Source organism: Phaeocystidibacter luteus, from assembly GCF_008933115.1.
GTDB lineage: Bacteria > Bacteroidota > Bacteroidia > Flavobacteriales > Schleiferiaceae > Phaeocystidibacter > Phaeocystidibacter luteus.
Map to the genome: position 1 here is coordinate 47,599 of NZ_WBVO01000001.1, position 23,126 is coordinate 70,724.

Here is a 23,126-nt window from a genome sequence, read left to right on the forward strand (position 1 = left end):
GTAGTTACAACATCGAAACTGTTACCTTTGTGGGCATGCAGCATAAACCTGTACCTATCTTCTCTACCGGGCGATTCTCCAAACTCATGGAGGATTATGTAAATGAAGACTCGAAGCTACGTCCGCTTTACAATCGTCCTCACAAGAGAAGCTCCTACGAAGCTCAACTACAAGAGAAATCACAGCATTTAGTAGATAGAGCGCTTCTAGCCGAAGTGCTCACTGATCAGTATGCTAGCCTCGATATAGCTAAGCGATATCCACTCGTTCACGAAGCTATCGATCAACTCGCATTGCCAGAGTCTTTTACGGTCACTACGGGCCATCAAGTGTGTTTGTTCACCGGACCACTTTATTTCATCTATAAAATTGTCAACACTATTCGCCTAGCGGAAGAGTTGACGGAATCTCTGAAGAAGCCCGTGCTACCAATCTTCTGGATGGCTACAGAGGATCACGACTTTGAAGAAGTGAACCATGTGTGGTACGGCGACATAAAGTATCGCTGGGAGCGACCATTTGGTGGCGGTGTTGGAAGAATGAATACAGATGGAGTTGAAGAGGTTGTAGATCAGTTGCAGCATGCCGTAGGTGAAAGTCCGAGTGCAAATGAACTACTCGACTTGTTCCGACGATGTTACCGACCGGGGAATAGCCTCGCTCAGGCGACTCGTGAGCTTGCTACATCGCTTTTCGGACATAAGGGTCTGATTGTATTGGATGCTGATGACGCTCGTCTGAAATCGAAAATGACGGGCTATTTTAAAGATGAGTTGCTCAATAGAAGCAGCAGCGAAATCATTGAGCCGGCTTCTCAGGTGCTGAATGAGTACTATTTCACTCAAGTGAACCCCAGGGAAATCAACCTTTTCTACCTGAATAATGAAACTCGCTATAGACTTGATATTGAAGATGGCGTGTTCAAAACAGTAGATGGTCCCTACACATGGAGCGCAGAAGAGATTACCGCTGAACTTGAGCAATTCCCAGAGCGCTTTAGCCCTAATGTGATTCTCCGTCCACTATACCAAGAAGTGATATTGCCAAACCTCGCCTACATTGGCGGCGGAGGTGAATTAGCGTATTGGCTTCAGCTTAAGCCACTGTTCGACCGACACATGGTTCCTTTTCCAATCTTGAGACTGAGGAATTCTGTTGGATTCATGCGAAGAAAGTTCGTGCATAAAATGGAGAGCCTTAATTTGAGTTTGCAAGACATCTGTGAGCCTGTATTTGAACAGCGTCGCAATCACTTCAAGAAAGAACTCGAATTGAATGGTCAAATTGATAGCCTAAAAGCGGAGGCCTCCGTTCTCTTCCAACAGATGCACGAGCTGGCTGATAAGATTGACCCTACGCTCAAAGGAACGGCTGAAGCCTATAATGCGAGACAGACACACTTAATTGAGAACTTCGAAAAGAAGATACTTCGGGCTATCCAGCGCCGAGAATCGGAAGTCTCACGGATGTTTGATGAAATCCATGCGGAGGCGTTCCCAAGTGGGGGCTTACAGGAAAGGCGAGATACCTATCTGACTTTGGTAGAGCGATTTGGAGGCGGGGTGATGAACATCTTATTCGATGAGATTGATCCTTTTGCCCATGACTTCAGCTGGTTTATTGAATAAACGAGTATGAGTACTCCAGAATTGATATTGGTGTGTGTCGTAGCATTTGGCGCAAGCTGGCTCACCTTGATATCTGGATTCGGATTGGGTACGTTACTTCTGCCCGCATTCATCCTTTTTTTTGATCCTATTGAGGCTGTTATGATGACGGCCATCGTTCATTTGTTGAACAACATATTCAAGTTCTCCCTTCTTTTTAAATCGATAAATGGAAAGGTGTTGCTTTGGTTTGGTGTGCCTGGAATAGCGGGTGCACTCCTTGGTTCCAATCTTGCTACTTCGTTGGATGAATCGATTGCCTATACCTCGAAATTTGGTGGCAGCTACAGCGAAGTTACTTGGTTTTCCGTGGCCGTTGGTATTTTGATGATACTGTTCGCACTTCAGGAGCTGCTCTTCGGACGATTTAGCTTCAAAACCAAACCTGCCGTGCTGTTGCCCGGTGGTGTGGTAAGCGGATTTTTTGGTGGGTTGACAGGACACCAAGGTGCATTGCGTTCAATGTTTCTTCTCAAATCGGGGCTGACCTCCCTAGGGTATGTGGCCACGGGAACGGCTATAGCTTTGCTCATCGACCTTACGCGTATTCCAGTCTATCTATCGAGTATGGATACGGCAGTATTGACAAATGTTTGGCAGGAACTCACATTTGCAACGCTTTCGGCGTTCATTGGGGCTTATATTGGGAAGAGAATGATGAAGAAAGTCACATTCCGCGCGGTTCAGTGGGTTGTCGGAATACTGATGATTCTTATTGGGTTGGCCTTAATCTTCGGTTTGATTTGAGATAGGCATTCCAACGAACATTGTTGCAGGCGACTTTTCTGATTTCACATATTCCCAGTTGAACTTTCCTTCGGGGTCGGCCGCTTCTGAAAGTCCCTCTAATTCAGGTTTTGAATAGGTTCGAAGTACGCTTACGATTCCATCCCACATGATGAGGAGCGGAAGAATAGGGATGAGGTATGTGAAGAGGAGTCGCGATAATTTAAACGGCTTTATAAACGGCGTAACGAGAAGTGTGGTGATCGGAGAGAACAGCATTCCTATCATACTCGGCACATTCCGGGATTGACCTTCGACGATAACAATGGGTGTGTTGGCTTCAACGGCGTTTTTCAAGATGGCAGTTGCATCGGCGGGTTTAAAATGATGGAGAGAAAGAAATTGTGTTCGAATTGCGTTTTCATGTGTTTTTACTTGCCGGGCATCCACCGATTCAGCAATAAAATCCACGCTGTTCGGAAATTGACTTTCAAGCTTTTCGAAAGCTCTGATATTCGGGTAGAAATCGGAAAGGGTCACTTTCGATTTAGGGTTTGCATCGGTAAGTACGGGAAGTACTTGACGCCAAGGGCCGCCGCCACCACTGCCTAGATCGAGGATGTGATTTTTGTTGGAAGACTTCATCACTTCAGCAAGTTTCGATGGCACACCGCGGTGAAGCTTAGAGGCGTGTGACACAAACTCGAGGAAGTCAGTCATGTAATTGCGAAGGAAAGATGGAAACCAGAGTTGATCTTCCCATTCAAATAGATGTATACGTGCCATAGCTATCGCTTTTTGAGGTGAATGACGCGAAAGGTTCGTCCGAGAAGAACACCGTCGTCACTTAAGACTTCCCAATTTGTTGGAATGTATTCTTCAAACTTTCGATTGATGTCCGTAAACATGAACTTAATAATCGGATTTAAGATTCTTCTCACAATGCTAGGTCTATTGGATTCTCTGAATTTATCGAGTACCGAGATTTCTCCTCCCGCCTTCAAAACGCGATTCGCTTCATCAATACAGGATTGAGGGTCTGGAATGACTGCGACGATAAGGTGGAGTACAACTGCATCGAAGGTATTATCGGTAAAGGATAGGTTTGCGCCGTCTTCTACCTGAAAGGTTGCGGAAACGCCATCACGTAACACAATTTTCTGGGCGCGGCGCACCATTTCGGGCGTGTAATCCGTGAAGGTGATGTTCACGGGGGAGTCGAAAAACGGCAGGTCAAGACCAGTTCCACCGCCTACGATTAGAACTTTGGCGTTGGGAGGGAGGGATAAATTGGAAATGGCTCGAGCTCGAGCGGGACCGAATGCCGGACGTATGACGTTGTAAATGGGGGCATACAACGTGTACCTAATCGCATTCCACTTCTTCCAATTCATCGCCAAGTTCTTCTTCTACAAGTTCCAATGTTCTGTCAAAGGCACCGTCATCTGCCGAGCCATGTCCGGGGATGATCCAAACGGCCCGCTCCGCGACGTCGGTGAGTCGATTTAATGCGCAATACCAAGAGCGAATATCTGCATCTCCCGTATAGCCTAAGTTCTTGCTGTATGCACTTTTTAAAAAGCACCCGCCGTAAAATCCGTGTCGACCAATCAAAACAACCAAATTCCCCGGTGCATGTCCGTCGCCAGGATACAGCACATTGATCTTGAGATTGCCAAGGTCAAATCCTCGAGGAGTGGTGAGCACTTCTTTAGCAGGGGAGAAATCGGTGTTTGCTTCTTGGGCTTTTGAATGGATATAGGTTTTGATTCCTCTGTTGTGCAGTGCATCGATACCGCCCATTCTATCGTTGTGGGCATGGGAGATGATTGCTGTGCTAATGGGCACTTTTAGGGAGGAATCCGCCCATGCTAGAAGCTCTTCTGTCTGCTCATTATTCCAAGGAGTATCTAGGAGAATTGATGTTGAATCTCCCTCAAGAATGAGATAATTCGCTGGAATACACTCGCCGTTAATGGTGTCGTAGGCGACAATGAGCGTTGTTCTATTGTCAATTTGGTTGAAGGAAAGAGGAGGGCATGAAGTCGATTGAGCGAAACTGAAGAGTGGTGCGGATAGTAGAAGAATGGAAATCGGACGCATTATGCTTTTTCTTTGGCCAGATAAAGGTGCAACTTTTCCCTTAGATCATTCGGTTGGAATGGCTTGGTGATGTAGTCGTTCATTCCCGCCTCTTTTGCGCGGTCAATCGTATCTATCATAGCACTAGCAGTAAGTGCAATGATGGGTGTTTTAGTCCCAAGTGAGCGCAGTGCCTTGGTTGCTTCGTAGCCATCCATAATTGGCATTTGAAGGTCCATGAGGATTAAATCCACTTCGTTCTCTTTGCAGAAATCTACCGCTTCTTGTCCGTTATATGCTGCGTGTGTTGTGATACCCCATTTCGTGAGCATGGCATTTACAATCGTGTAGTTCACCTTGTTGTCTTCTACAATCAAGATGGTGCCCGATAAATCAGCTTTCTTCTTTTGTGTTTCGGCTTTTTGAACATTGCGACTGTCCGTGAGCACATTGGTAAGCTCAAATGAGAAGGTGCTGCCTACTCCTAATTCAGACTGAACTAGAAGCTTAGAATTCATAAGTTCGATTAGTTTTCTTGAAATACTCAGGCCAAGTCCGGTGCCAGAATGCTCTCTGTCGTTGCCCATGTAGGCTTGGGTAAATTCTTCGAAGATTTTCTTTTGGTCCTCCTGACTAATGCCAATGCCAGAGTCTTTGACGGAGAATTTCAACCCACCCGAATCTGTTTCTTTGAGACTGACGATTACTTTTCCGCCATCCGTATACTTAATCGCGTTATTGATGAGGTTGTTCATCACTTGTCCGAGTCGAAGTTGATCGGCCAAGATGATTCTATCAGCCTGTACATCGAGCTCCAAACTCAAGTCAATTCCTTTGTCAATCGCCCATTCTTTATAAGTGCCAATAACCGATTTCATGAAGGATTCAATGTGAATTTCACGCTTCGTCAGTTCGAGGAATCCACCTTCAATTTTACTGAAATCGAGGATGTCGTCAACTAATCCCTTGAGGTGTTTAGAGGCGTGGATGAGTGCGCTCTTGTGTTCTTCAAAATCGGCCTCTTTCTCATCTTGTTCTAGGATGTTGGAAATTCCGATGATGGCATTCAGAGGAGTACGGATTTCATGCGACATCATGGATAGAAACTCCGTTTTCGCCTTACTCGCTTTTACTGCGGTTTCCTTTGCCACGACTGTTTCATGGAAGTAATCTTCTCTCGTGATGGCGGAGTTTAGCAGTTCAGAGATTAGACTTAATGCGTTCAGAGAAGGACCGTCTGGAATCGCATCAAGCCAAATGTGCGTCCAAATTCCCCACACCTTTCCTTTTCGCGTAAATGGATGAGCGAGTAAGAACGCATTCAATGAGTTGTCTGAAATCTGGAGTGCTCCGCCTTCAAGGAGTGTTTTTTCATTTTGTTTCAAGAATCGGTCGAACCCAATCTGACTCGTAATGTCGAGTATCTCAGCGGAGGCTAGAATACTAGGCTGCGAGCGGACATGAATATCTTGATCTTCAATCGACCAAATAAAGGAGTAATCCACGTTGAAGCCCTCCACAATCCTCTTTGTGATGAACTTCATTTTACGCTCCCAAGTCCCTTCTTGAAGCAACTCTTTGGCAATAGAATTGACTTTCTCTAACTCATCGGCGGTTCGAGCAATACGCTCCTGATTCGCTTTAGTCTGGGTCACCTCACGCGCTGTGATTAGTAGATTGACATTGTTTCGGTCATTCTGAATTACTGGGGATGCAGACACAGCTAGCCAGGCGATGTCGCCAGAATCTAGAGTAACATCAAACTCAAGGGTATTTAAATCGGTGGGCTTGGCGTGCTGAGCAGCTATAAGAAACTCCATTAACCTTTCTGCGGTCTGCTCTGGCAGCCCACTCATAAGTTTGTTTACGTTCGTCCCTCGCCACTCGCGACCATTCAGCATTTTTTCTCCACTAGCATTGATGTCAATCACAGTGAAATCGCTGCTGATGAGGAATGCAGCATCGCGCATGGAGTGGAAAAGAGTTGCGTAGGCTACTGGAATAACCTCGAAGAGGCGTTTTTTGAAAACGACAGAGATGCTGATTGCTCCTACAGCAACGAAGGCCAAGGGTGTAAGGTCGAAGCCCACCACGGGATTCAGTTTCAATAAATATGCGGCGTTTCCTGCCCAAGGGAGAAAAGCTCCGATGATGAGCTGTACGATTTGAGAGCGGAAGAGTTGACTCGAATTTACCGCGGTACGGATGAGCATTACGGTAGATAGGACGAGCATCAAATACGTGCATCCGACCCAACTCCAAAACAGAGGACCATAGCTAAATACAGGCCCGTAGTCGCCAGGAGTAAACACTACTTCTTTGTAGAGTAGGTGGTGCACATCGTTCGTGAGTGCCCCCAATAAAACAGCCATTCCGAGGATAAACACGCCGTTTCGCGGGAGCGCGTAATCTTTTATTTGGATGCCGGCATAGCTGAGAACGAAGGAAAGCCAGGCAACTGGGGTAGATACAATTCCCAGATACGCGGCCTGAGCAAGGAATGTTTTTGTTTCCAGTGAATCGAAAAATGGGGAGATTCCGTCCATTGTGGCCCACCAAGCAACTCCAGACATCAATATCACGAAGTTCCAGCCTCCTGGGGCTTGCCGGAATTTAAATGCATAGAATAACAGTCCCACGGCCACCAGAGCGGCTATGAGCAAGGATACTTGCAACAGGAGGATAGTTGATTCCATAGGCTGGGAACTAAATTTAGACAATCCCAGCAACTAATTTTTATCTGCGGAAAAATTCTCCGTCTGCGGATTGGCTAGATGTTGACCTATACCCCTCGAGTAGCATGTGTTTTTGCTCAGACAACATGAGGACTGGATACTCGAGTTCTCCAAAGCCGGCATTGGATGGGTCGGTGAAGATTACAACTCCTCGATCGCCATCGGTGCGGTAGATAATTGTATCTGTAACCCCATCAATAGTGCGAATAAGCGAGCCGTTGCCACGAAACGTTAAGACGTCAGAATATGGTTCAGCTTCGACCCAAGTTCCAACAAGATCTTCTTTGTTTGGGAATCCGTCGAGATTACAAGAAATAGCAGAGAGAAGGACAGCGCTTAGCAGTGTAGTGCGAAGTAGTGACATTGAAGTTTGTTTGCATTCAATTATCTAAGCGACAAAGGTCATCAAAATCCACTAAGATTCCTTAGAAATACTGTTTTGAGGAGCGTTTTTGAGGTAAAGCGAGATGAGTGCTACAACGCCAAGTCCGATTGCCGTAAAGAGAAAGGTGTAGACGCCAATGGTGTCGTACAGTATTCCGCCCAGTAGTAAGCCCACTACACTGGCAAATGCTCCTGCGCTTGAGCCATAGCCTTGTATTGTTCCTTGTCGTTTCGGACCAGCAACCTTGCTCATGAATCCGAGAAAAGAAGGCCACATTGTGCCATTTCCCAACGCGAAGAAAACAAGTCCGAGGTAGAGTATGGCAGTATTCTCGGACAGTGCGAGGTAGAAGTAAAGAGAAAGAATCAGAAGGCCGCCGACGATAAGCGTCACCGGTTTGACTCTCTTGCTAACGCGTGGAAGGACGAAGAGTTGAATGACGAACATTAATGATGACAAGGTGGCGAAGTACACACCGACTTGTGAAACTGACCACTCTAGGCCGCCCTCGGCATGGACTGGGAATGCAGTATAGAAGAAGTTAAACGCGAGATACACCAAGAAATAGAGCAGGAGCAATAGAGGAATGTACTTGATTTTGAGTGCTTCGGTGAAGGTGGTTTTCGTCGACTTTTGTTCCTCCACGTAACCGTGGCAATCCTCTAGGGAAAGGTTGAGGTCTTTACGAACTGATTCTGCATCTTTCATAAAGAACAAAAAGATGAGTCCGATACCCGATATACCCATGGCTACTAACACGGGAAGGAGATAGCCAAGGGAAGTCTCGCCCAAGAAACCTGAGAGTGCGGGGCCGATAATGAAGCCCAATCCTCCTGCTGCGGCCATTTGTCCGAAGCTGTCGGATGTCTTGTCATCTGGTGTTATATCTGAAAGGTAGGAATTGGCCACGGCAATGTTACCTCCGGTGATTCCATCTAAAACTCGGGCACAGAATATGACGAATAGCGGAAGCGAAAGTCCGAGTACGGTGTTGGTTTCAGGGTTTACAAAGAAGGCTAATGCAAAGATGCCCCAACTGATGAAGGAGCCGGTATGACTGATGATGAGGACCTTTTTTCGTCCGATTTTATCGCTCCAGGCACCGAGAAGTGGGGCGCCAATCATTTCGAACAGGGCGTAGGTAGCTCCCAGGATTCCGAAAACGACCCCAATATCTCCCCATACGAATTCAGATCCTCGAAAATCCTCCACAACATAAATGAGGAAGGGTAGAATGGTGCTCATGCTGAAGGAGGTGATGAAACCGATGAAGAGGATGGGGAGTAGGGCGCGTTGTTGGGCCGACATAGCGGTGTAGGTTGATGTCTGTTGAAGGTACAAAAAGCGGTGTTACCTTAGTCCTGTGGAAGAGGAAAGGCCCATTCGGAAAATCATTCATGTGGACATGGATGCGTTCTACGCGAGCGTTGAGCAGCGCGATAATCCCGATTTACGGGGTTTGCCGGTTGCAGTGGGTGGGTCTGCCGAACGAGGCGTGGTTGCCGCGGCGAGTTACGAAGCTAGGAAATATGGAGTGAGGTCCGCAATGCCTAGTGCCATAGCTGCGCGAAGGTGTCCGGACCTGATATTCGTCAAACCTCATTTTGAAAAGTATCGCGAGGTGAGTCATCAAATCAGGGATATCTTCTTTGAGTATACTGATAAGGTTGAGCCTTTGAGTTTAGATGAAGCGTATTTGGATGTGACGACGAACCATAAGGGCTTGCCTTCTGCGACGCTCATTGCCAAGGAAATCAGGGAGCGAATTTGGGACACGACGAATTTGAGAGCAAGTGCAGGAATCAGCATAAACAAATTCTTGGCAAAGGTAGCCTCGGATGTGAATAAGCCGAATGGACAAAAGACCATCCCGCCGGAGGAGGTGGACGCATTTTTAGCCACATTGCCGATCGAGCGATTTTTTGGGGTTGGTGCAAAGACTGCGGAGAAGTTCCATCGTTTGGGTGTACGCACTGGAGCCGATTTACGCTTAGTGGAGCTTCCTCTTTTGCTTTCGAGATTTGGTAAGGCAGGTAGGCATTACTATCAGATTGCAAGGGGAATACAACACAGTGAGGTCCAAAGTGATAGGCAGAGAAAGAGTGTAGGAGTGGAGGAAACATTCTCGACGGATTTGGATGGCCCGGAATCGATGATGTCGGCACTTTGGAAACTCGGTGAACGATTGGAGTACAGAATTTCCAAGGCTAAAATCAAGGGACGAACGATCACGCTTAAGATCAAATCGGCTGATTTCGAAACGATAACAAGGAGTCAATCTGTTTCGGAGCCGATAGATGACATTCACGAAATCATGGAGATTGCGCAACAGTTGTTGCAGGCAAATATGCCATCGTACAGCGTTCGACTGTTAGGAATTACACTTGGCAACTTGGGAGAGAAGGAGGTGAGTGAGCAGTTGACGTTGCGGTTTTAGGAGCGATTCTGATGCGATTTTTGAGGCTTATACAATGGGTTTTATTTCCCCCACCACCCATGGGACAAGATACGCCCGCGGATTCAGATTAGCCGTTTTTAAACGGATACAAACGTTTGTAAGCGTTTGCGTCGCTTCCCATTTTTCGTCTATCCAAACCAAATCAATATCCTGTTGATATTCCATTGCTGTTCGCGTTTCTCCGTTCCCCCATTTACACTACTTTTGCAGCATGACACCCGATACGATTCTCATTCTAGATTTCGGCTCGCAATACACACAGCTTATTGCTCGCCGAGTGCGCGAACTCAACGTTTATTGTGAAATCCATCCCTACAACAAGATTCCAGAGCTCACTCCGGAAATCAAAGGGGTAATCCTCAGCGGTAGTCCACATTCTACCCTAGATCACAATGCTCCTCATCCAGATTTGACAGAAATCAAAGGAAAACTACCACTTCTAGGGGTTTGCTACGGTGCACAGTACCTAGCTCTCAACTTCGGTGGTAAAGTTGAGAAATCGAAGCACAGGGAGTACGGGCGCGCCAATTTGAGCTTTATTGAAGAAGGTTCCGATCTTTTTAAAGGCGTTTTCAAAGGGTCGCAAGTCTGGATGAGCCACGGTGATACCATCATGGATCTTCCTGAGAATTATCACGTGGAAGCATCAACCAAAGATGTGCGCGTGGCAGGTTACCGTATCGAAGGCGAAACTACCTACGGGATTCAGTTCCACCCAGAGGTGTATCACAGCACCGACGGTAAGACGATCCTAAGCAATTTTGTGGTTGACATCGCAGGTGCTTCCGCAGATTGGACACCCGCATCCTTCATTGAGGATACTGTATCCCAATTGAAAGCCAAGATTGGAGACGATCAAGTTGTCCTCGGCTTGTCGGGAGGTGTAGATAGTACCGTTACTGCAGTTCTACTTTCTGAAGCCATCGGCGACAATCTTCACTGCATCTTCGTGAATAACGGTCTCCTTCGAAAGAACGAATTCGAAAACGTTCTCAAGCAATATGAAGGAATGGGCCTCAATGTAACGGGTGTCGACGCCTCTGATCGATTCCTAGATCAGCTCGCTGGCAAGAAAGACCCTGAAGAAAAGAGAAAAATCATCGGCCGTGTGTTTATCGAAGTATTCGATCACGAGGCTATGCGCATCAAGGATGTAAATTGGCTTGCACAAGGCACTATCTATCCAGATGTGATCGAGAGTGTGAGCGTGAATGGTCCTTCAGCGACTATCAAAAGCCACCACAATGTGGGCGGTTTGCCTGACTTCATGAAATTGAAGATTGTTGAGCCAATGAATACACTCTTCAAAGATGAAGTAAGAAGAGTGGGTAAAGAATTGGGCATTGCTGATGAATTGTTGGGCAGACATCCTTTCCCAGGACCAGGCCTAGCCATTCGTATTTTAGGTGATATCACCCAAGAGAAGGTTGAAATCCTCCAGGAAGTTGACCATATCTTTATCGAAGGACTCAAGGAGCATGGTCTGTATGACGATGTTTGGCAGGCAGGAGCAATCTTATTACCTGTGCAATCGGTAGGTGTAATGGGCGATGAGCGTACTTATGAACAGGTTGTTGCGTTAAGAGCTGTGGAAAGCACTGACGGAATGACGGCAGATTGGGTACATTTACCTTACACTTTCCTCGCGGAAATCAGCAACAAGATCATCAACCGCGTAAGAGGAGTTAACCGTGTGGTTTATGACATCAGCTCTAAGCCACCTGCAACGATTGAATGGGAATAAACATGCGTAAATGGATTCTGCTTCTCCTGATTTTTATCGGGGGAGTTATCAATGCTCAAGAACGTACCCACCATGTGGAGAAGGGAGAAACGCTGTACAGCATCTCTCGAACCTATGGGGTGACGATCGAAAGATTGATAGAGTCGAATCCATTTCTTTCCGAAGGTTTGAAGGAAGGACAAGATCTTGTCATTCCTGCGTCTGACGTATCTAGAACCAGACCTTCTCTTCCCACCATTGATACCACACGTTTCGATTATCACACCGTTCAAGCCGGAGAAACAATCTATTCCCTTACACGCGAATGGGGAATCACGTACGAGAGACTTCTCGAGCTAAATCCTGAACTGTCTGAAGGCCTCAAGGTAAATCAGAAATTGAAGCTGCCGAAAGGCACACTGGATGAAACGGTCGGGGATGTTCCCGCCGTAAAAGAGGGCTTCATTCAGCACAATGTGAGAAGAGGGGAGACCGTTTACAGCCTCACCAAATCAATACATTGGCCAGCGGCAGAGCTTTATGAAGCAAATCCAAACCTGCTTGAAGAAGGCCTGAAGGCAGGCACCATGGTTTGGATTCCAGACAATGCCGTAAGTCGACTTTATACCAAGCGCGATTCATTATTGGGAATAGAACAGGTGGCGATTGTCGATACTACTCCGAACGACTCCACAGAAGTTGAGGAGGAAGAGGACGAGCCAGTGTCGAAGTACATGGTGGTGCGGACAGGTAGAGACGAAGATCTTACCGATCTGATGGAGAAGTATAACGTGACGTTTGATGAACTTACACGTTTGAATCCCGAGCTGGTTGGAGGAACGGTTCAGCCAAATAGAAATATCATCGTGCCACGACCAAAAGCTGACACGGCTTCATCACCTCTTCTGGAGAGTTTGGAGGGGCTTGATGGAATGCAGCTTTTATCGGGACAAAAGATTCACATTGCAGTAGCACTGCCGCTTTATCTCGAGGAAAACGACAGCCTAGCCATGCGCTACAACATGGGCGAGGCGCTGCCTCAAGTCTACAGCCGCTCAAGATTCGCGTTCGATTTCTATTCCGGATTGAAGTTGGCCATTGATACACTTCTAGGGTACGGTTTGGATGTCGAAATTGACATCTACGACACGCGCAATGATCAGGTTCGAGTGAGGGAGATTGCAAGAGAAATTAGAGAGAATAAGCCGGATGTAGTGATTGGACCTCTCTATTCTCAAAATGCAGAAACCTTGGCTAGAGAGCTCGAAGATACGTGGATTGTATCGCCGCTTTCTAGAACCATCAACAATTCAAACACCCCTAAACTAGTACAAGCTGTAACACCGATGCGCGAAGAGCACTTAGCTCTTGCAAAGTGGGTGAACGACAGCGCCAAGGATGCAAACATCATTTTCGTACGCCGAATCAATGATGCCGAAAAGGTGAACATCCAACACTTCATGCAGTACCTTGAGGCCTCAGAAACTCGTACGTTATCAACCCTAGAAATGGGAGAAGATCTGTTCTCTCGCTCTATGGTGCGCAACAAAATGGCCGCCGGTAGAAGAGATGTGTTCGTCATTCTAGATAGCGACCCAGTGCTGCTCACAAGCTTCATAAACAGCATCGCGTCTTTGAATGATTCAAGCGCTACTGTTTTGTGTACCAGTAGGTTGCTCGGCAATAAAACCATTGAGATTGAGAAGCTGAATAAGGTCGATCTTTACATTTCTGATGTGGAATATGTCGACTATTCATCACCAAACACCAACTCGTTCATCGCAAGGTACCGTGAAGATATGGGCACCGAGCCTCCTCGCTTTGCTTATCACGGGTATGATGTTGGAATGTACTTCTTGCCTTTGTTTACGTTGAATAAGACCTATGAAACCGACCTATGGGGTGGGAATCAAGGTATCATGAAGATTCATAGATTCACTCAGAACGACGAGAGTGTGATGGTGAATTCCGGCGTATTCCTCTTGCACTTAGAAAATTTCCGCTGGACGAGAATTTATTGAGCCTGAATACAAGATAATCGGTTGATTCGCATTAACTTAAATGGGTCCAACATTATCTCAATTTCATCATGCGTCATTCTCTCCGGATTCTCTCAATCCTACTATCTCTCTTCGTCCTAATCTCTTGTGATTCAACCCCGGAAATTCCGGAAAACGACCCAGGTTTTAGCGATTACATCGCAGCGCACACCGCTGGCGTGGTCTCTTCCAGTTCAAGTGTTCAGTTTCACCTCATGCAGGATTTCAATCCAGGTGTTGAGCCGGGAACAGCAATCGAAGCCGAACTTATTGAGTTCGAACCTGAAATTGAAGGTACCCTGATTTGGGCCGACGCTAGCACCATCGTTTTTACACCGGCTGAGCCACTTCAATCTGGCGAGAGTTATGCAGGAAAGTTCCATTTAGGTGCACTCATGGAAGTTCCTTCCGCATTGCAAACTTTTGAATTTCTAATCCAAGTAATTGAGCAAGATTTCAGCGTACTAAGCTACCAGCTCAATAGCATGTCTAACACCAACACCAAACTCAACAAGTTGGAAGGTGTGGTGCAATCTGCAGATGTTTCGAATATCGATGAGCTGTCTGAAAGCATCACGTTTTCTGGATTAGATGGTCTAACAGCAAAATGGGAAACAACAAATCAAACGAACCGATTCACATTTACCATTGACTCCGTGGAGCGAAGAGAGGAAGGTTATGAAGTTGAAGCTGACTTCAAAGGAGAGATCCTCGAAACGATGCGGATCCCTGGACTTGCAGAATTCACGGTCATCAATGTGTCCGTTGAGCAAAGTCCGCAACAACTAGTCCGCGTTTCCTTCTCGGACCCGCTAAAGACAGGTCAAGCTACGCAAGGATTATTCACACTAAATGGACAGGATGTAACCAGCGTGAACATTGAAGGTTCTGTCGCTACACTTTATCCTTCATCAAGATTGAATGGTGAAGTGCCGCTCATCATTCGTGAAGGTGTGAAGAATGCGATGGGGTATTCGTTTCCCAAAGACTTCACTACCACTGTACAGTTCGAAGCACGAAAGCCGGAAATTAAGTTCGTAGATGACGGGAACATCGTTCCTATGACCGGTAAGGTGAGCATTCCTTTTCAAGCCGTTGGACTTAAGGCGGTAGATGTTCGAGTGTATAAAATCTATACTTCGAACGTACATCAGTTCCTTCAAGTGAATAGCCTAGATGGAAGTAACGAACTTCGCCGTGTTGCCCGACCTATTCATCAACAGCGAGTAGACCTCACGGGTGAGGGTATCAATTATTCAGAATGGACAAGCTTCGCAATCGATTTGGATAAGATGATTCAACGCGATCCAGGGGCTATCTATCGAATTGAACTGAGCTTCAGAAAGTCGTACAGCCTTTATCCGTGCTCAGAGGATGAAACAAATGCGATGTCGACGTCCGACGATGGCGGGTATGAACCAAACCCTGATCAATTCTACGCCCATTACAATGATTACTACTACGTTCAAGGTTACGACTACCGCGAACGCGATAATCCTTGCCACGTTTCATACTACAATTCCAGCCGAATCATTCGCAAGAATGTATTGGCGACAGACCTAGGCTTAATCGTGAAGGGAAATGACGGTGATTACGAGGCGTATGTTACTTCGTTAACGAATGCCACCGGAATCAGCGGAGCCGAAGTTGTGTTCTTCAACTACCAAGGGTTAGAAATTGCAAAAGCAACCACAAATGGAGATGGAGTCGCCCGAATCAATATGGACGGAGTGCCTTTCCGTGCCGAAGCTCGTAAGGGTGGTCAAAGAGCGTATCTCACTTTAGAAACATCACGCGCACTGTCCGTTTCAAACTTTGATGTATCGGGTGTCGATGTTTCAGACGGAATTCAAGCCTTTATGTATGGCGAAAGAGGCGTATGGCGTCCAGGCGATACAGTTTTCCTCAATGCCATTCTAAATGACAAAGCGAATCCACTTCCAGAGAATCATCCGCTCACTCTAACCGTGTTTAATCCGGAAGGGAAACAGATTTACAGAACAACAGCTAGAAGAGGAACGAATACCATCTTTGACTTTCCATTTGTCACAAGCCGCGAGGCACTTACCGGTTCGTATCGAGCTCAGTTAACCGTAGGAGGGAAGTCTTTTACCAAGTATTTGTCCATTGAGACGATACTGCCCAACCGTTATGATATTGAAGTCGAGGCGACAGACGAGGTGGTTGTGGCTGGAACCCAATCCTATCTAGACGTTCATGCGGAATGGCTTACGGGAGCTAAAGCATCTGGTGCTAAGGTCACAATGGAGGGACGACTGACGAGAGACTATGGTGCCTTCAGTGAGTTTGAAGGCTATACCTTCTTTGATCAAACCCGAGACGTTCCCAACCTGAGCAATCATCAGTTCTTTGATGGAAGCCTGGATCAGGAGGGGAATGCACGCGTACTGCCACAGCTGGGCAACCTGCGGTATGCACCGGGAATGCTTCGTTTGAACATCGGAACACGCGTATTCGAACCAGGTGGTCGATTCAGTATCAACAGCACCAGCGTTCAAGTAGCACCTTTCACCTCATTCGTCGGTGTGAAAATGCCAGAGACAAATGACTACGGGTACCTTGAAACAGAGAAGAAACACACATTGCAAATTCGAACGCTTACTCCGAAAGGCGAACTCACAGATGGACGAGTTCGAGTGACAATTTCACGCGTTCATTGGTCGTGGTGGTGGAGTGCTCGCAGAGGTCGTTCAACCTATCTCAACAGCGATTCGAAGGAGCTCATTCAATCTCAAACAATTGAAGTTGAAGGTGGTAAAGGGCAAATGACCTTCGAGATAGCCGATAACTATTGGGGCCGAATGCTCGTTGAGGTTGAAGATTTGAATTCAGGCCACCGAACCACAAGTCTAGCCTATATCGATTGGGGCTACGGTCGTGATCGCTCCGGAAGAGGCGGTGGAGAGTCCGTTTCAATTCTGAATGTTCAGACTGACAAGGAGAAGTACAACGTTGGGGATGTAGCGAAGATTTCCGTTCCATCTTCTGCCGGAGGTCGCCTTGTATTGAGTATTGAAGACGGCACACATCAACTCATGGATAAGTTCGTCCAAACCAAGGATGGAATGACCGTCTACGAGTTGAAGATTACCGAGGAGATGGCTCCAAACGTCTTCGCACACGCCATGGTTATTCAGCCACATGACCAAACGGCTAACGACCTGCCCATTCGACTTTATGGAATCGTTCCAATTATGGTCGAAGATCCCGCAACGCATCTTACGCCGGTTATAGAAGCACCTGAAAAGGTTCGACCTGAAAGTACTTTTGATGTTACCGTTTCAGAAAAGGACGGAAAGGAAATGGAATACACTATTGCGCTTGTTGACGAAGGTTTGCTTGGCCTAACAGGTTTCCAAACTCCTGATCCATGGAAGTATTTCTACGCTAAGCGCTCTTTGGGTGTGCGTACATGGGATATGTACGATTTGGTGATGAATTCCTTTAGTGGAAAGATTGCGCGCATGTTGGCCGTAGGTGGTGATGCTGCGTTGAATCCTGAAAACGAGCAGAATGCCGATCGATTCAAGCCTGTGGTTATTCACCTTGGACCGTTTAAGCTGAATGCCCGACAAACCGCAAAACACACGGTGACCCTACCAAACTACATCGGAAGGCTCCGTGTAATGGTTGTTGCAGGAAGTGATGAAGAAGCCTATGGACAATCATTCGACAACATTCGTGTAGTTCAACCACTAATGGCGCAACTCACACTACCAAGAGTGCTCGGGCCTGGTGAGCACGTGAGCATTCCAGTAACTGTGTTTGCGATGGAAAACAACATCCGAGATGTTGAAGTTAAGCTCAATACTACAGGTAACTTGAGACTTACAGATGGTACGCAACGTGTGAGGTTTACGGAAACTGGACAGAAAACAATCTACTTTGAGGCGGATGTACCAGAGGCTCTAGGGCTAGCCAAGGTGACAATGGTAGCAACTTCTGGACGCGAAAGAAGTACGGATGAGATTGAAATTTCGGTGCGCAGTCCGCTTCAAATGCAAACGCAAGAGTTCATAATTGATGTGGATAAAAATGAAACGGTCGAACATGCCGCCGCACCTTTTGGAGTGGGGGAAAGTAACTCCTTGGTCGTTGAAATAAGCTCGCTACCGTCTGTCAATCTTGGTGACCGATTGAATTACCTGATTGGATATCCACACGGTTGTTTGGAGCAAACGACTTCGAAGTGTTTCGCCCAGTTGTATTTGGCGGATTGGGTAGAACTTACAACAGACCAGAAAGGCGATGCGGAACGGTTTATCCGAGAGGGAATTGCCAAACTTCGCAGGATGCAGATGCCATCGGGCGGTTTCCGCTATTGGCCGAGCTCCAATGGTGCCGATCCTTGGGGAAGTACCTACGCTGGGCACTTCATTATCGCTGCCGAAAAAGTTGGCTACAATCTACCTGCAGGTATGAAGGATGGATATCTGCGCTTTGCCAGCCAGCAAGCGAAGTCATGGAATTCATCGTCGTACTACACCTACAACAACGACTTCAATCAAGCCTACCGACTGTATGTTCTTGCCCTTGCCGGCAAGCCAGAAATAGGCGCTATGAACCGTCTTCGCAACAAGAGTACCGTTTCGCGTCAAGCCGCACTCCGTCTTGCCGCTGCGTTCGCACTTGTAAACGAACCCGACATTGCCAAAGAGATTCTCGCCAAGGAATGGTCGAGACCAGACGCCAATTACTATTACTACTGCTATGGTAGCTCTACACGTGATTTGGCCATGCAGCTTGAAACTATGAATGCCATTGGTAACCGTTCAGAGGCACTGCGACTTTCACGTGAGCTGGCGGAGAAGCTAAATGAAGGATACCAGAGCACTCAGTCAATCGCCTACAGTCTATTCTCATTAGGGCAGATCTACAAAGAGAGCTCGTCAAAGCTTGAAGTAGACGTGACTATAAATGGTGAGTTGAACCAAGTGAACACAGATAACGCTGTGGTTCGAATTCCAATTGAGGATTTCGAAACCGTTCAGAATATCAAAGTGACGAATCTTCGAGATGCCCCAATCTATACCCGAATTCTGCGGAGCGGTGTTCCACATTACGGAGAAGAGGTTCCTTACAGCGATAGGGTTGATATGACCATCAGTTACATCGATCCGAATACAAATGCTCCGCTAGACGTGAGCAAATTGAAGATTGGAACACCTATCCGTGCTGTCGTTGTGCTCAATAGACAGTATTCATCGAGGGATTACGACAACCTAGCCCTAACCCAGATATTCCCAAGTGGTTGGGAGATTTCAAATCAGAGAATGATGGTCACCTCGGGCACAGGTGGAAACAATCTCGATTATCAAGACATCCGTGACGATAGAGTGTTGAGCTATTTCTCTATGTACCGTTCTTACAACAGTACGGTTACAATCACAGTAGATCTAACCGCTACATACCCAGGTAAGTGGTACTTACCACCAACGACGTTGGAAGCAATGTATAACGACGCCGTTAAGGCGAGTAATGCCGGAAGGTGGGTAGAGGTCGTGAACGAATAAAAAAGGGCTGGGGCCGATTTTACCGCGCCGCCCGACCGTACATCTTTGGAGGAGGAATACTGCTAACTATTTGGTGGTATTTCTCCATTCCCAAAACGCTCTTTGATACACCGTATGCCACGGTCACCGAGTCAGTAGAGGGAAAGCTGCTCGGTGCACGAATAGCGTTCGACGGACAATGGCGATTTCCACCACCAGACAGCATACCGGAGAAATTTGCCAAATGCATAATCGCCTTTGAGGATGAGAACTTCAGATACCACCCTGGAGTGGACCCTTTCGCCCTTGTGCGAGCCATTTATCAGAACGCCAGTTCAGGAAAAGTGATTTCCGGAGCCTCAACCATCTCTATGCAAGTCATTCGATTGAGTAGAGGAAACCCTTCGCGTACGTATTGGGAGAAAATTACTGAGATGCTACGCGCGACCCGGCTCGAGGCAGAATACAGCAAAGATGAGATTCTTTCGATGTACGCTTCGCACGCTCCATTTGGAGGTAACGTGGTTGGACTTGACGCTGCGAGTTGGCGCTATTATCATCGTCCCGCGTACATGCTCACATGGGCTGAATCTGCCGCGCTAGCTGTTCTTCCCAATGATCCTTCAGAGATTCGACCTGATCGAAACAGGGATGCCTACCTAGCGAAGCGAAATAGACTGCTGTGGCGATTAGTAGAACTCGAACACATCGACTCAACTACTTGCCATCTTTCACTGAGAGAGCCTCTTCCTGATGTGCCTTATGCGCTTCCGGACCATGCGCATCACCTCACAGAAAGACAACGAAGAGAGCGGCCGGGAACCCGCGTGAAGACCGCCATCGTTTACGATTGGCAGGTGAGTGTTCAGGAGATTGTAGACCGTCAGGCGCGAGCGTGGAGGCAAAATAAGGTGGATAATGCCGCTGCATTGGTCATGGATGTTGAAACCGGACAGGTCGTATGTTACGTAGGCAACACAACTTCAGATGAATCTGAATCCCATGAAGTCGATATGCTTGTGCATCCAAGGAGTACAGGAAGCATATTGAAACCGCTGTTGTACAGTGAAGCCATGCAATTAGGACTTATTACACCGTACGCGTTGTTGGCAGATATCCCGACCCGTATTGGTGATTTTACTCCGAAGAATTTTGACAACCGCTTCAGAGGCGCAGTGAAGGTTTCAACCGCCTTACAAACCTCAATGAATATCCCTGCGGTGAGGATGCTACGCGAAGTAGGAGTGCCCTACTTTAAAGAGCGCTTGTACAGTATGGGTATGACAGATCTTGTGTACTCTGCCGATCACTATGGTCTGTCGTTGATCCTTGGAGGTGCAGAAGTACGGCCCGTTCAAATAGCGGAGTCATATCGACGATGGATGCACTATTTCTATCAGAATAGAACCGAAAGCAATGTGTGGAATGAAGAGATCGCCTCCGAATTCAACTTTCAGGCCGACCCAGAGTCCGTTTATAAAACGCTTCAGATGATGGAAGGCGTGGCGCGCCCCGCGGCATGGCGACGATTTGGCGAGGCTCAAGGCCGACGTATTGCCTGGAAGACAGGAACAAGCTATGGATTTCGAGATGCATGGGCCGTGGGCACCGATGGAAAGTGGATAGTGGTAGCTTGGACCGGCAATGCAACTTCTGAAGGAAGGCCCGGCGTGATCGGTGTGGAAACCTCGGCACCGATGTTTTTTCGGATTATGTCGGAATTACCAGCGGGAGAGTTTCCCGAAGAACCATTAGACGAAATCAAGGAAGTCTGGATATGCTCCGAGAGTGGATACAAGGCACAGGCGAATTGTGCCAATCAGGTGAAAACTTATACGGGTTCGATGGGCGTAAAACCTTGTCCGTATTGTGAGAATATCTACCTCAACGAACTCGGCCTACGCGTGAATCCCGCTTGCTCTAATTCTTATATTGATACCAGCTGGATGATTCTACCGCCTGGAATGGCGTGGTATGCCGTCCATTCCGGTCAAGATTACACCCCAATTCCCAATTGGGCACCAGAGTGTAACGTCGTTCAAGAAGAAACCCTAGAATGGATTTACCCCGAATCTAGCGGAGAGGTGGTTCGTCGAACTCGAGACTTTGACGGTGATGTGGGTGCGGTAATACTCGAAGCTGGGCATCGAACCCCTGGAACTACAATTTATTGGTCAGTAGACGGGGTATATCTTGCAGAAACTTCCTCGGAACATCGAATAAAGGCTGAGCTTACACCGGGGAGTCACGAGCTGACAATCACCGATGAAAACGGAAACACGGCCACCGTAAAAGTGACCGTGTTAGATTGATTCTATTCGTCTTCGTCGCGAAGAGTGGAGGATAAGTAGCTGTTAAACAAGTCGTTAAACTGGAATCCTGAATGGAGGCGATCTCTGCCGAGCTTTGCATGTTCGGCCAATCCCCACAGCACCATTTCCATGTAAAACGGCTTCTCGGCCTCCGAAGCATCAGAGATTCTCGCATCAATAAAGTGCACTAGTGGACCTACCTTATTCAAGGTTGACGCATATTCTTTGTTGCTTACGTCATCTCCTAAGTCAATCGATTTCCCTTCTCCAAACCAATTCATAATACCTAAATACGGGTTGTCATCGTCAGATCGACGAAGCTTGGAAATGCCGGGGAAGATTTCAGGGAAGACGCTTTTGATCGCATTGCCAATCAGACTTTCTGCCACACCTGCGGCTCCTTCTTGCTCGCCTTCATAAACCAATTCTACTTTCCCAGTGATGGAGGGAACGGTAGCCATGAAGTCCGACAAACGAATTGTGGTTTCCTTTTCACCGTTGAGGGCCATTCGGCGTTCCGCTGCGGACATCAAATTCTCCATAGCAGTGAGCGTCATCCTTGCGGAAACACCGCTCTTTGCGTCGATGTACTCAGACTTCCTCGCCTCAAAAGCAATCTGCTCGAGGATATCCATCGCGATTGACGGAACGGAAACATGCTCGCGCTGAGTTGCGGTGATGCCGGCTTCCTGTGCGGTAATTTGCTTTGCGATATCACGGGTTTCAGGATAGTGAGTAAGAATCTGACTCCCGATTCTATCCTTGAGCGGGGTCACAATAGAACCTCGGTTAGTGTAGTCCTCTGGGTTAGCGGTGAAGACGAATTGCACATCAAGTGGAAGGCGCAGTTTGAATCCACGAATTTGAATATCTCCTTCTTGAAGGATGTTGAAGAGTGCAACTTGTATACGTGCTTGAAGGTCAGGTAATTCGTTGATTACGAAAATGCTGCGATTTGCTCTCGGAATCATGCCGAAGTGAATCACGCGTTCATCCGCATAACTCAATTTCAAATTGGCTGCTTTTATCGGGTCGACATCACCAATTAAATCAGCCACTGAAACATCTGGTGTAGCCAGCTTCTCACTGTATCGGTCATCCCTATGGAGCCAATCAATCGGAGTATTATCCCCTTCTTTTTCTATTAGCTCTCTTGAGTTTGTTGAAATTGGGTTCAACGGGTCGTCGTTGATTTCGCTTCCCGCTACAATGGGCACCCACTCGTCGAGCAAGCGCGTCATCATTCGGGCAAGTCGGGTTTTAGCCTGACCTCTCAATCCCAAAAGGTTGATGTTGTGTCGCGATAGAATGGCGCGCTCCAACTCAGGAATTACGGTGTGCTCATAGCCCCAAATGCCTTCGAACACTTGTACGCCATTGGAAATGTTATTCAGCAAGTTATCGCGAAGCTCATCTTTGATGCTTTTGCTTTTGTATCCAGCTTTTAAGAGTTCGCCTAGCGTTTTGATTGTCGGTTTTGACATAT

At 47.2% G+C, this 23,126-nt stretch carries 14 protein-coding genes; 7 read left to right on the plus strand and 7 right to left on the minus strand.

Features of this window, described 5'->3' with window-relative positions:
- The first annotated feature begins 35 nt into the window (after nt 1-35).
- Nucleotides 36-1,628: a bacillithiol biosynthesis cysteine-adding enzyme BshC gene (gene bshC / locus F8C67_RS00175; RefSeq protein ID WP_170266297.1), complete on the plus strand. Its 1,593-nt coding sequence runs from the start codon at nt 36-38 to the stop codon at nt 1,626-1,628.
- Between the two features lie 6 nt (nt 1,629-1,634).
- Nucleotides 1,635-2,414, plus strand: coding sequence for a sulfite exporter TauE/SafE family protein (locus F8C67_RS00180; RefSeq protein ID WP_151665762.1), 780 nt, complete (start codon nt 1,635-1,637; stop codon nt 2,412-2,414).
- Here the strand turns inward: F8C67_RS00180 and F8C67_RS00185 are convergent.
- Genes F8C67_RS00185 through F8C67_RS00210 form a run of 6 tightly spaced genes read right to left on the minus strand, consistent with a single transcriptional unit; the run spans nt 2,394 to nt 8,903 of the window.
- Complete coding sequence (locus F8C67_RS00185) at nt 2,394-3,179, minus strand: class I SAM-dependent methyltransferase (protein WP_189660803.1); 786 nt, start codon at nt 3,177-3,179, stop codon at nt 2,394-2,396. The genes F8C67_RS00180 and F8C67_RS00185 overlap by 21 nt on opposite strands.
- A gap of 2 nt (nt 3,180-3,181) precedes the next feature.
- A complete protein-coding gene (locus F8C67_RS00190; RefSeq protein ID WP_151665763.1) occupies nt 3,182-3,787 on the minus strand; it encodes a class I SAM-dependent methyltransferase in 606 nt (201 codons plus the stop codon).
- Entirely contained in the window at nt 3,759-4,496 is a 738-nt protein-coding gene (locus F8C67_RS00195) for an MBL fold metallo-hydrolase (RefSeq protein ID WP_151665764.1), read from the minus strand. The genes F8C67_RS00190 and F8C67_RS00195 overlap by 29 nt, the downstream gene beginning before the upstream one ends.
- The gene (locus tag F8C67_RS00200; RefSeq protein ID WP_151665765.1) at nt 4,496-7,171 is read right to left on the minus strand and encodes a histidine kinase N-terminal 7TM domain-containing protein; all 2,676 of its coding nucleotides are present in this window, start codon (nt 7,169-7,171) and stop codon (nt 4,496-4,498) included. The genes F8C67_RS00195 and F8C67_RS00200 overlap by 1 nt, the downstream gene beginning before the upstream one ends.
- 40 nt (nt 7,172-7,211) lie before the next feature.
- Complete coding sequence (locus F8C67_RS00205) at nt 7,212-7,574, minus strand: hypothetical protein (protein ID WP_151665766.1); 363 nt, start codon at nt 7,572-7,574, stop codon at nt 7,212-7,214.
- 51 nt (nt 7,575-7,625) lie between these two features.
- Nucleotides 7,626-8,903 carry an MFS transporter gene (locus tag F8C67_RS00210; RefSeq protein ID WP_151665767.1) on the minus strand — a complete coding sequence of 426 codons (1,278 nt, stop codon included), beginning with the start codon at nt 8,901-8,903 and terminating at the stop codon, nt 7,626-7,628.
- 55 nt (nt 8,904-8,958) lie between these two features.
- Here F8C67_RS00210 and dinB point away from each other — a divergent pair, with 55 nt between their 5' ends.
- The 5 genes from dinB (at nt 8,959) to pbpC (ending at nt 21,640) form a co-directional block, all read left to right on the plus strand.
- Nucleotides 8,959-10,032 carry a DNA polymerase IV gene (dinB, locus tag F8C67_RS00215; RefSeq protein WP_151665768.1) on the plus strand — a complete coding sequence of 358 codons (1,074 nt, stop codon included), beginning with the start codon at nt 8,959-8,961 and terminating at the stop codon, nt 10,030-10,032.
- A gap of 232 nt (nt 10,033-10,264) precedes the next feature.
- The gene (gene guaA, locus F8C67_RS00220; RefSeq protein WP_151665769.1) at nt 10,265-11,797 is read left to right on the plus strand and encodes a glutamine-hydrolyzing GMP synthase; all 1,533 of its coding nucleotides are present in this window, start codon (nt 10,265-10,267) and stop codon (nt 11,795-11,797) included.
- 2 nt (nt 11,798-11,799) lie between these two features.
- Nucleotides 11,800-13,797, plus strand: coding sequence for an amino acid ABC transporter substrate-binding protein (locus F8C67_RS00225; protein WP_170266298.1), 1,998 nt, complete (start codon nt 11,800-11,802; stop codon nt 13,795-13,797).
- Nucleotides 13,798-13,865: 68 nt separating this feature from the next.
- Entirely contained in the window at nt 13,866-19,349 is a 5,484-nt protein-coding gene (locus F8C67_RS00230) for an alpha-2-macroglobulin family protein (RefSeq protein WP_151665771.1), read from the plus strand.
- Complete coding sequence (gene pbpC, locus F8C67_RS00235; RefSeq protein ID WP_151665772.1) at nt 19,325-21,640, plus strand: penicillin-binding protein 1C; 2,316 nt, start codon at nt 19,325-19,327, stop codon at nt 21,638-21,640. The genes F8C67_RS00230 and pbpC overlap by 25 nt, the downstream gene beginning before the upstream one ends.
- 2 nt (nt 21,641-21,642) lie before the next feature.
- Here the strand turns inward: pbpC and F8C67_RS00240 are convergent, their stop codons facing one another.
- A complete protein-coding gene (locus tag F8C67_RS00240; RefSeq protein ID WP_151665773.1) occupies nt 21,643-23,124 on the minus strand; it encodes a sigma 54-interacting transcriptional regulator in 1,482 nt (493 codons plus the stop codon).
- Nucleotides 23,125-23,126: the final 2 nt, after the last annotated feature.

What these genes read in the sequence shown, in the direction of transcription:
- F8C67_RS00185 (WP_189660803.1), bottom strand. Translation starts at nt 3,179, where the DNA reads ATGGCACGTATACATCTATTTGAATGGGAAGATCAACTCTGGTTTCCA.
- F8C67_RS00210 (WP_151665767.1), bottom strand. Translation starts at nt 8,903, where the DNA reads ATGTCGGCCCAACAACGCGCCCTACTCCCCATCCTCTTCATCGGTTTC.
- F8C67_RS00195 (WP_151665764.1), bottom strand. Translation starts at nt 4,496, where the DNA reads ATGCGTCCGATTTCCATTCTTCTACTATCCGCACCACTCTTCAGTTTC.
- F8C67_RS00230 (WP_151665771.1), top strand. Translation starts at nt 13,866, where the DNA reads ATGCGTCATTCTCTCCGGATTCTCTCAATCCTACTATCTCTCTTCGTC.
- F8C67_RS00190 (WP_151665763.1), bottom strand. Translation starts at nt 3,787, where the DNA reads ATGAATTGGAAGAAGTGGAATGCGATTAGGTACACGTTGTATGCCCCC.
- bshC (WP_170266297.1), top strand. Translation starts at nt 36, where the DNA reads ATGCAGCATAAACCTGTACCTATCTTCTCTACCGGGCGATTCTCCAAA.
- F8C67_RS00205 (WP_151665766.1), bottom strand. Translation starts at nt 7,574, where the DNA reads ATGTCACTACTTCGCACTACACTGCTAAGCGCTGTCCTTCTCTCTGCT.
- F8C67_RS00225 (WP_170266298.1), top strand. Translation starts at nt 11,800, where the DNA reads ATGCGTAAATGGATTCTGCTTCTCCTGATTTTTATCGGGGGAGTTATC.
- guaA (WP_151665769.1), top strand. Translation starts at nt 10,265, where the DNA reads ATGACACCCGATACGATTCTCATTCTAGATTTCGGCTCGCAATACACA.
- F8C67_RS00200 (WP_151665765.1), bottom strand. Translation starts at nt 7,171, where the DNA reads ATGGAATCAACTATCCTCCTGTTGCAAGTATCCTTGCTCATAGCCGCT.
- F8C67_RS00180 (WP_151665762.1), top strand. Translation starts at nt 1,635, where the DNA reads ATGAGTACTCCAGAATTGATATTGGTGTGTGTCGTAGCATTTGGCGCA.
- F8C67_RS00240 (WP_151665773.1), bottom strand. Translation starts at nt 23,124, where the DNA reads ATGTCAAAACCGACAATCAAAACGCTAGGCGAACTCTTAAAAGCTGGA.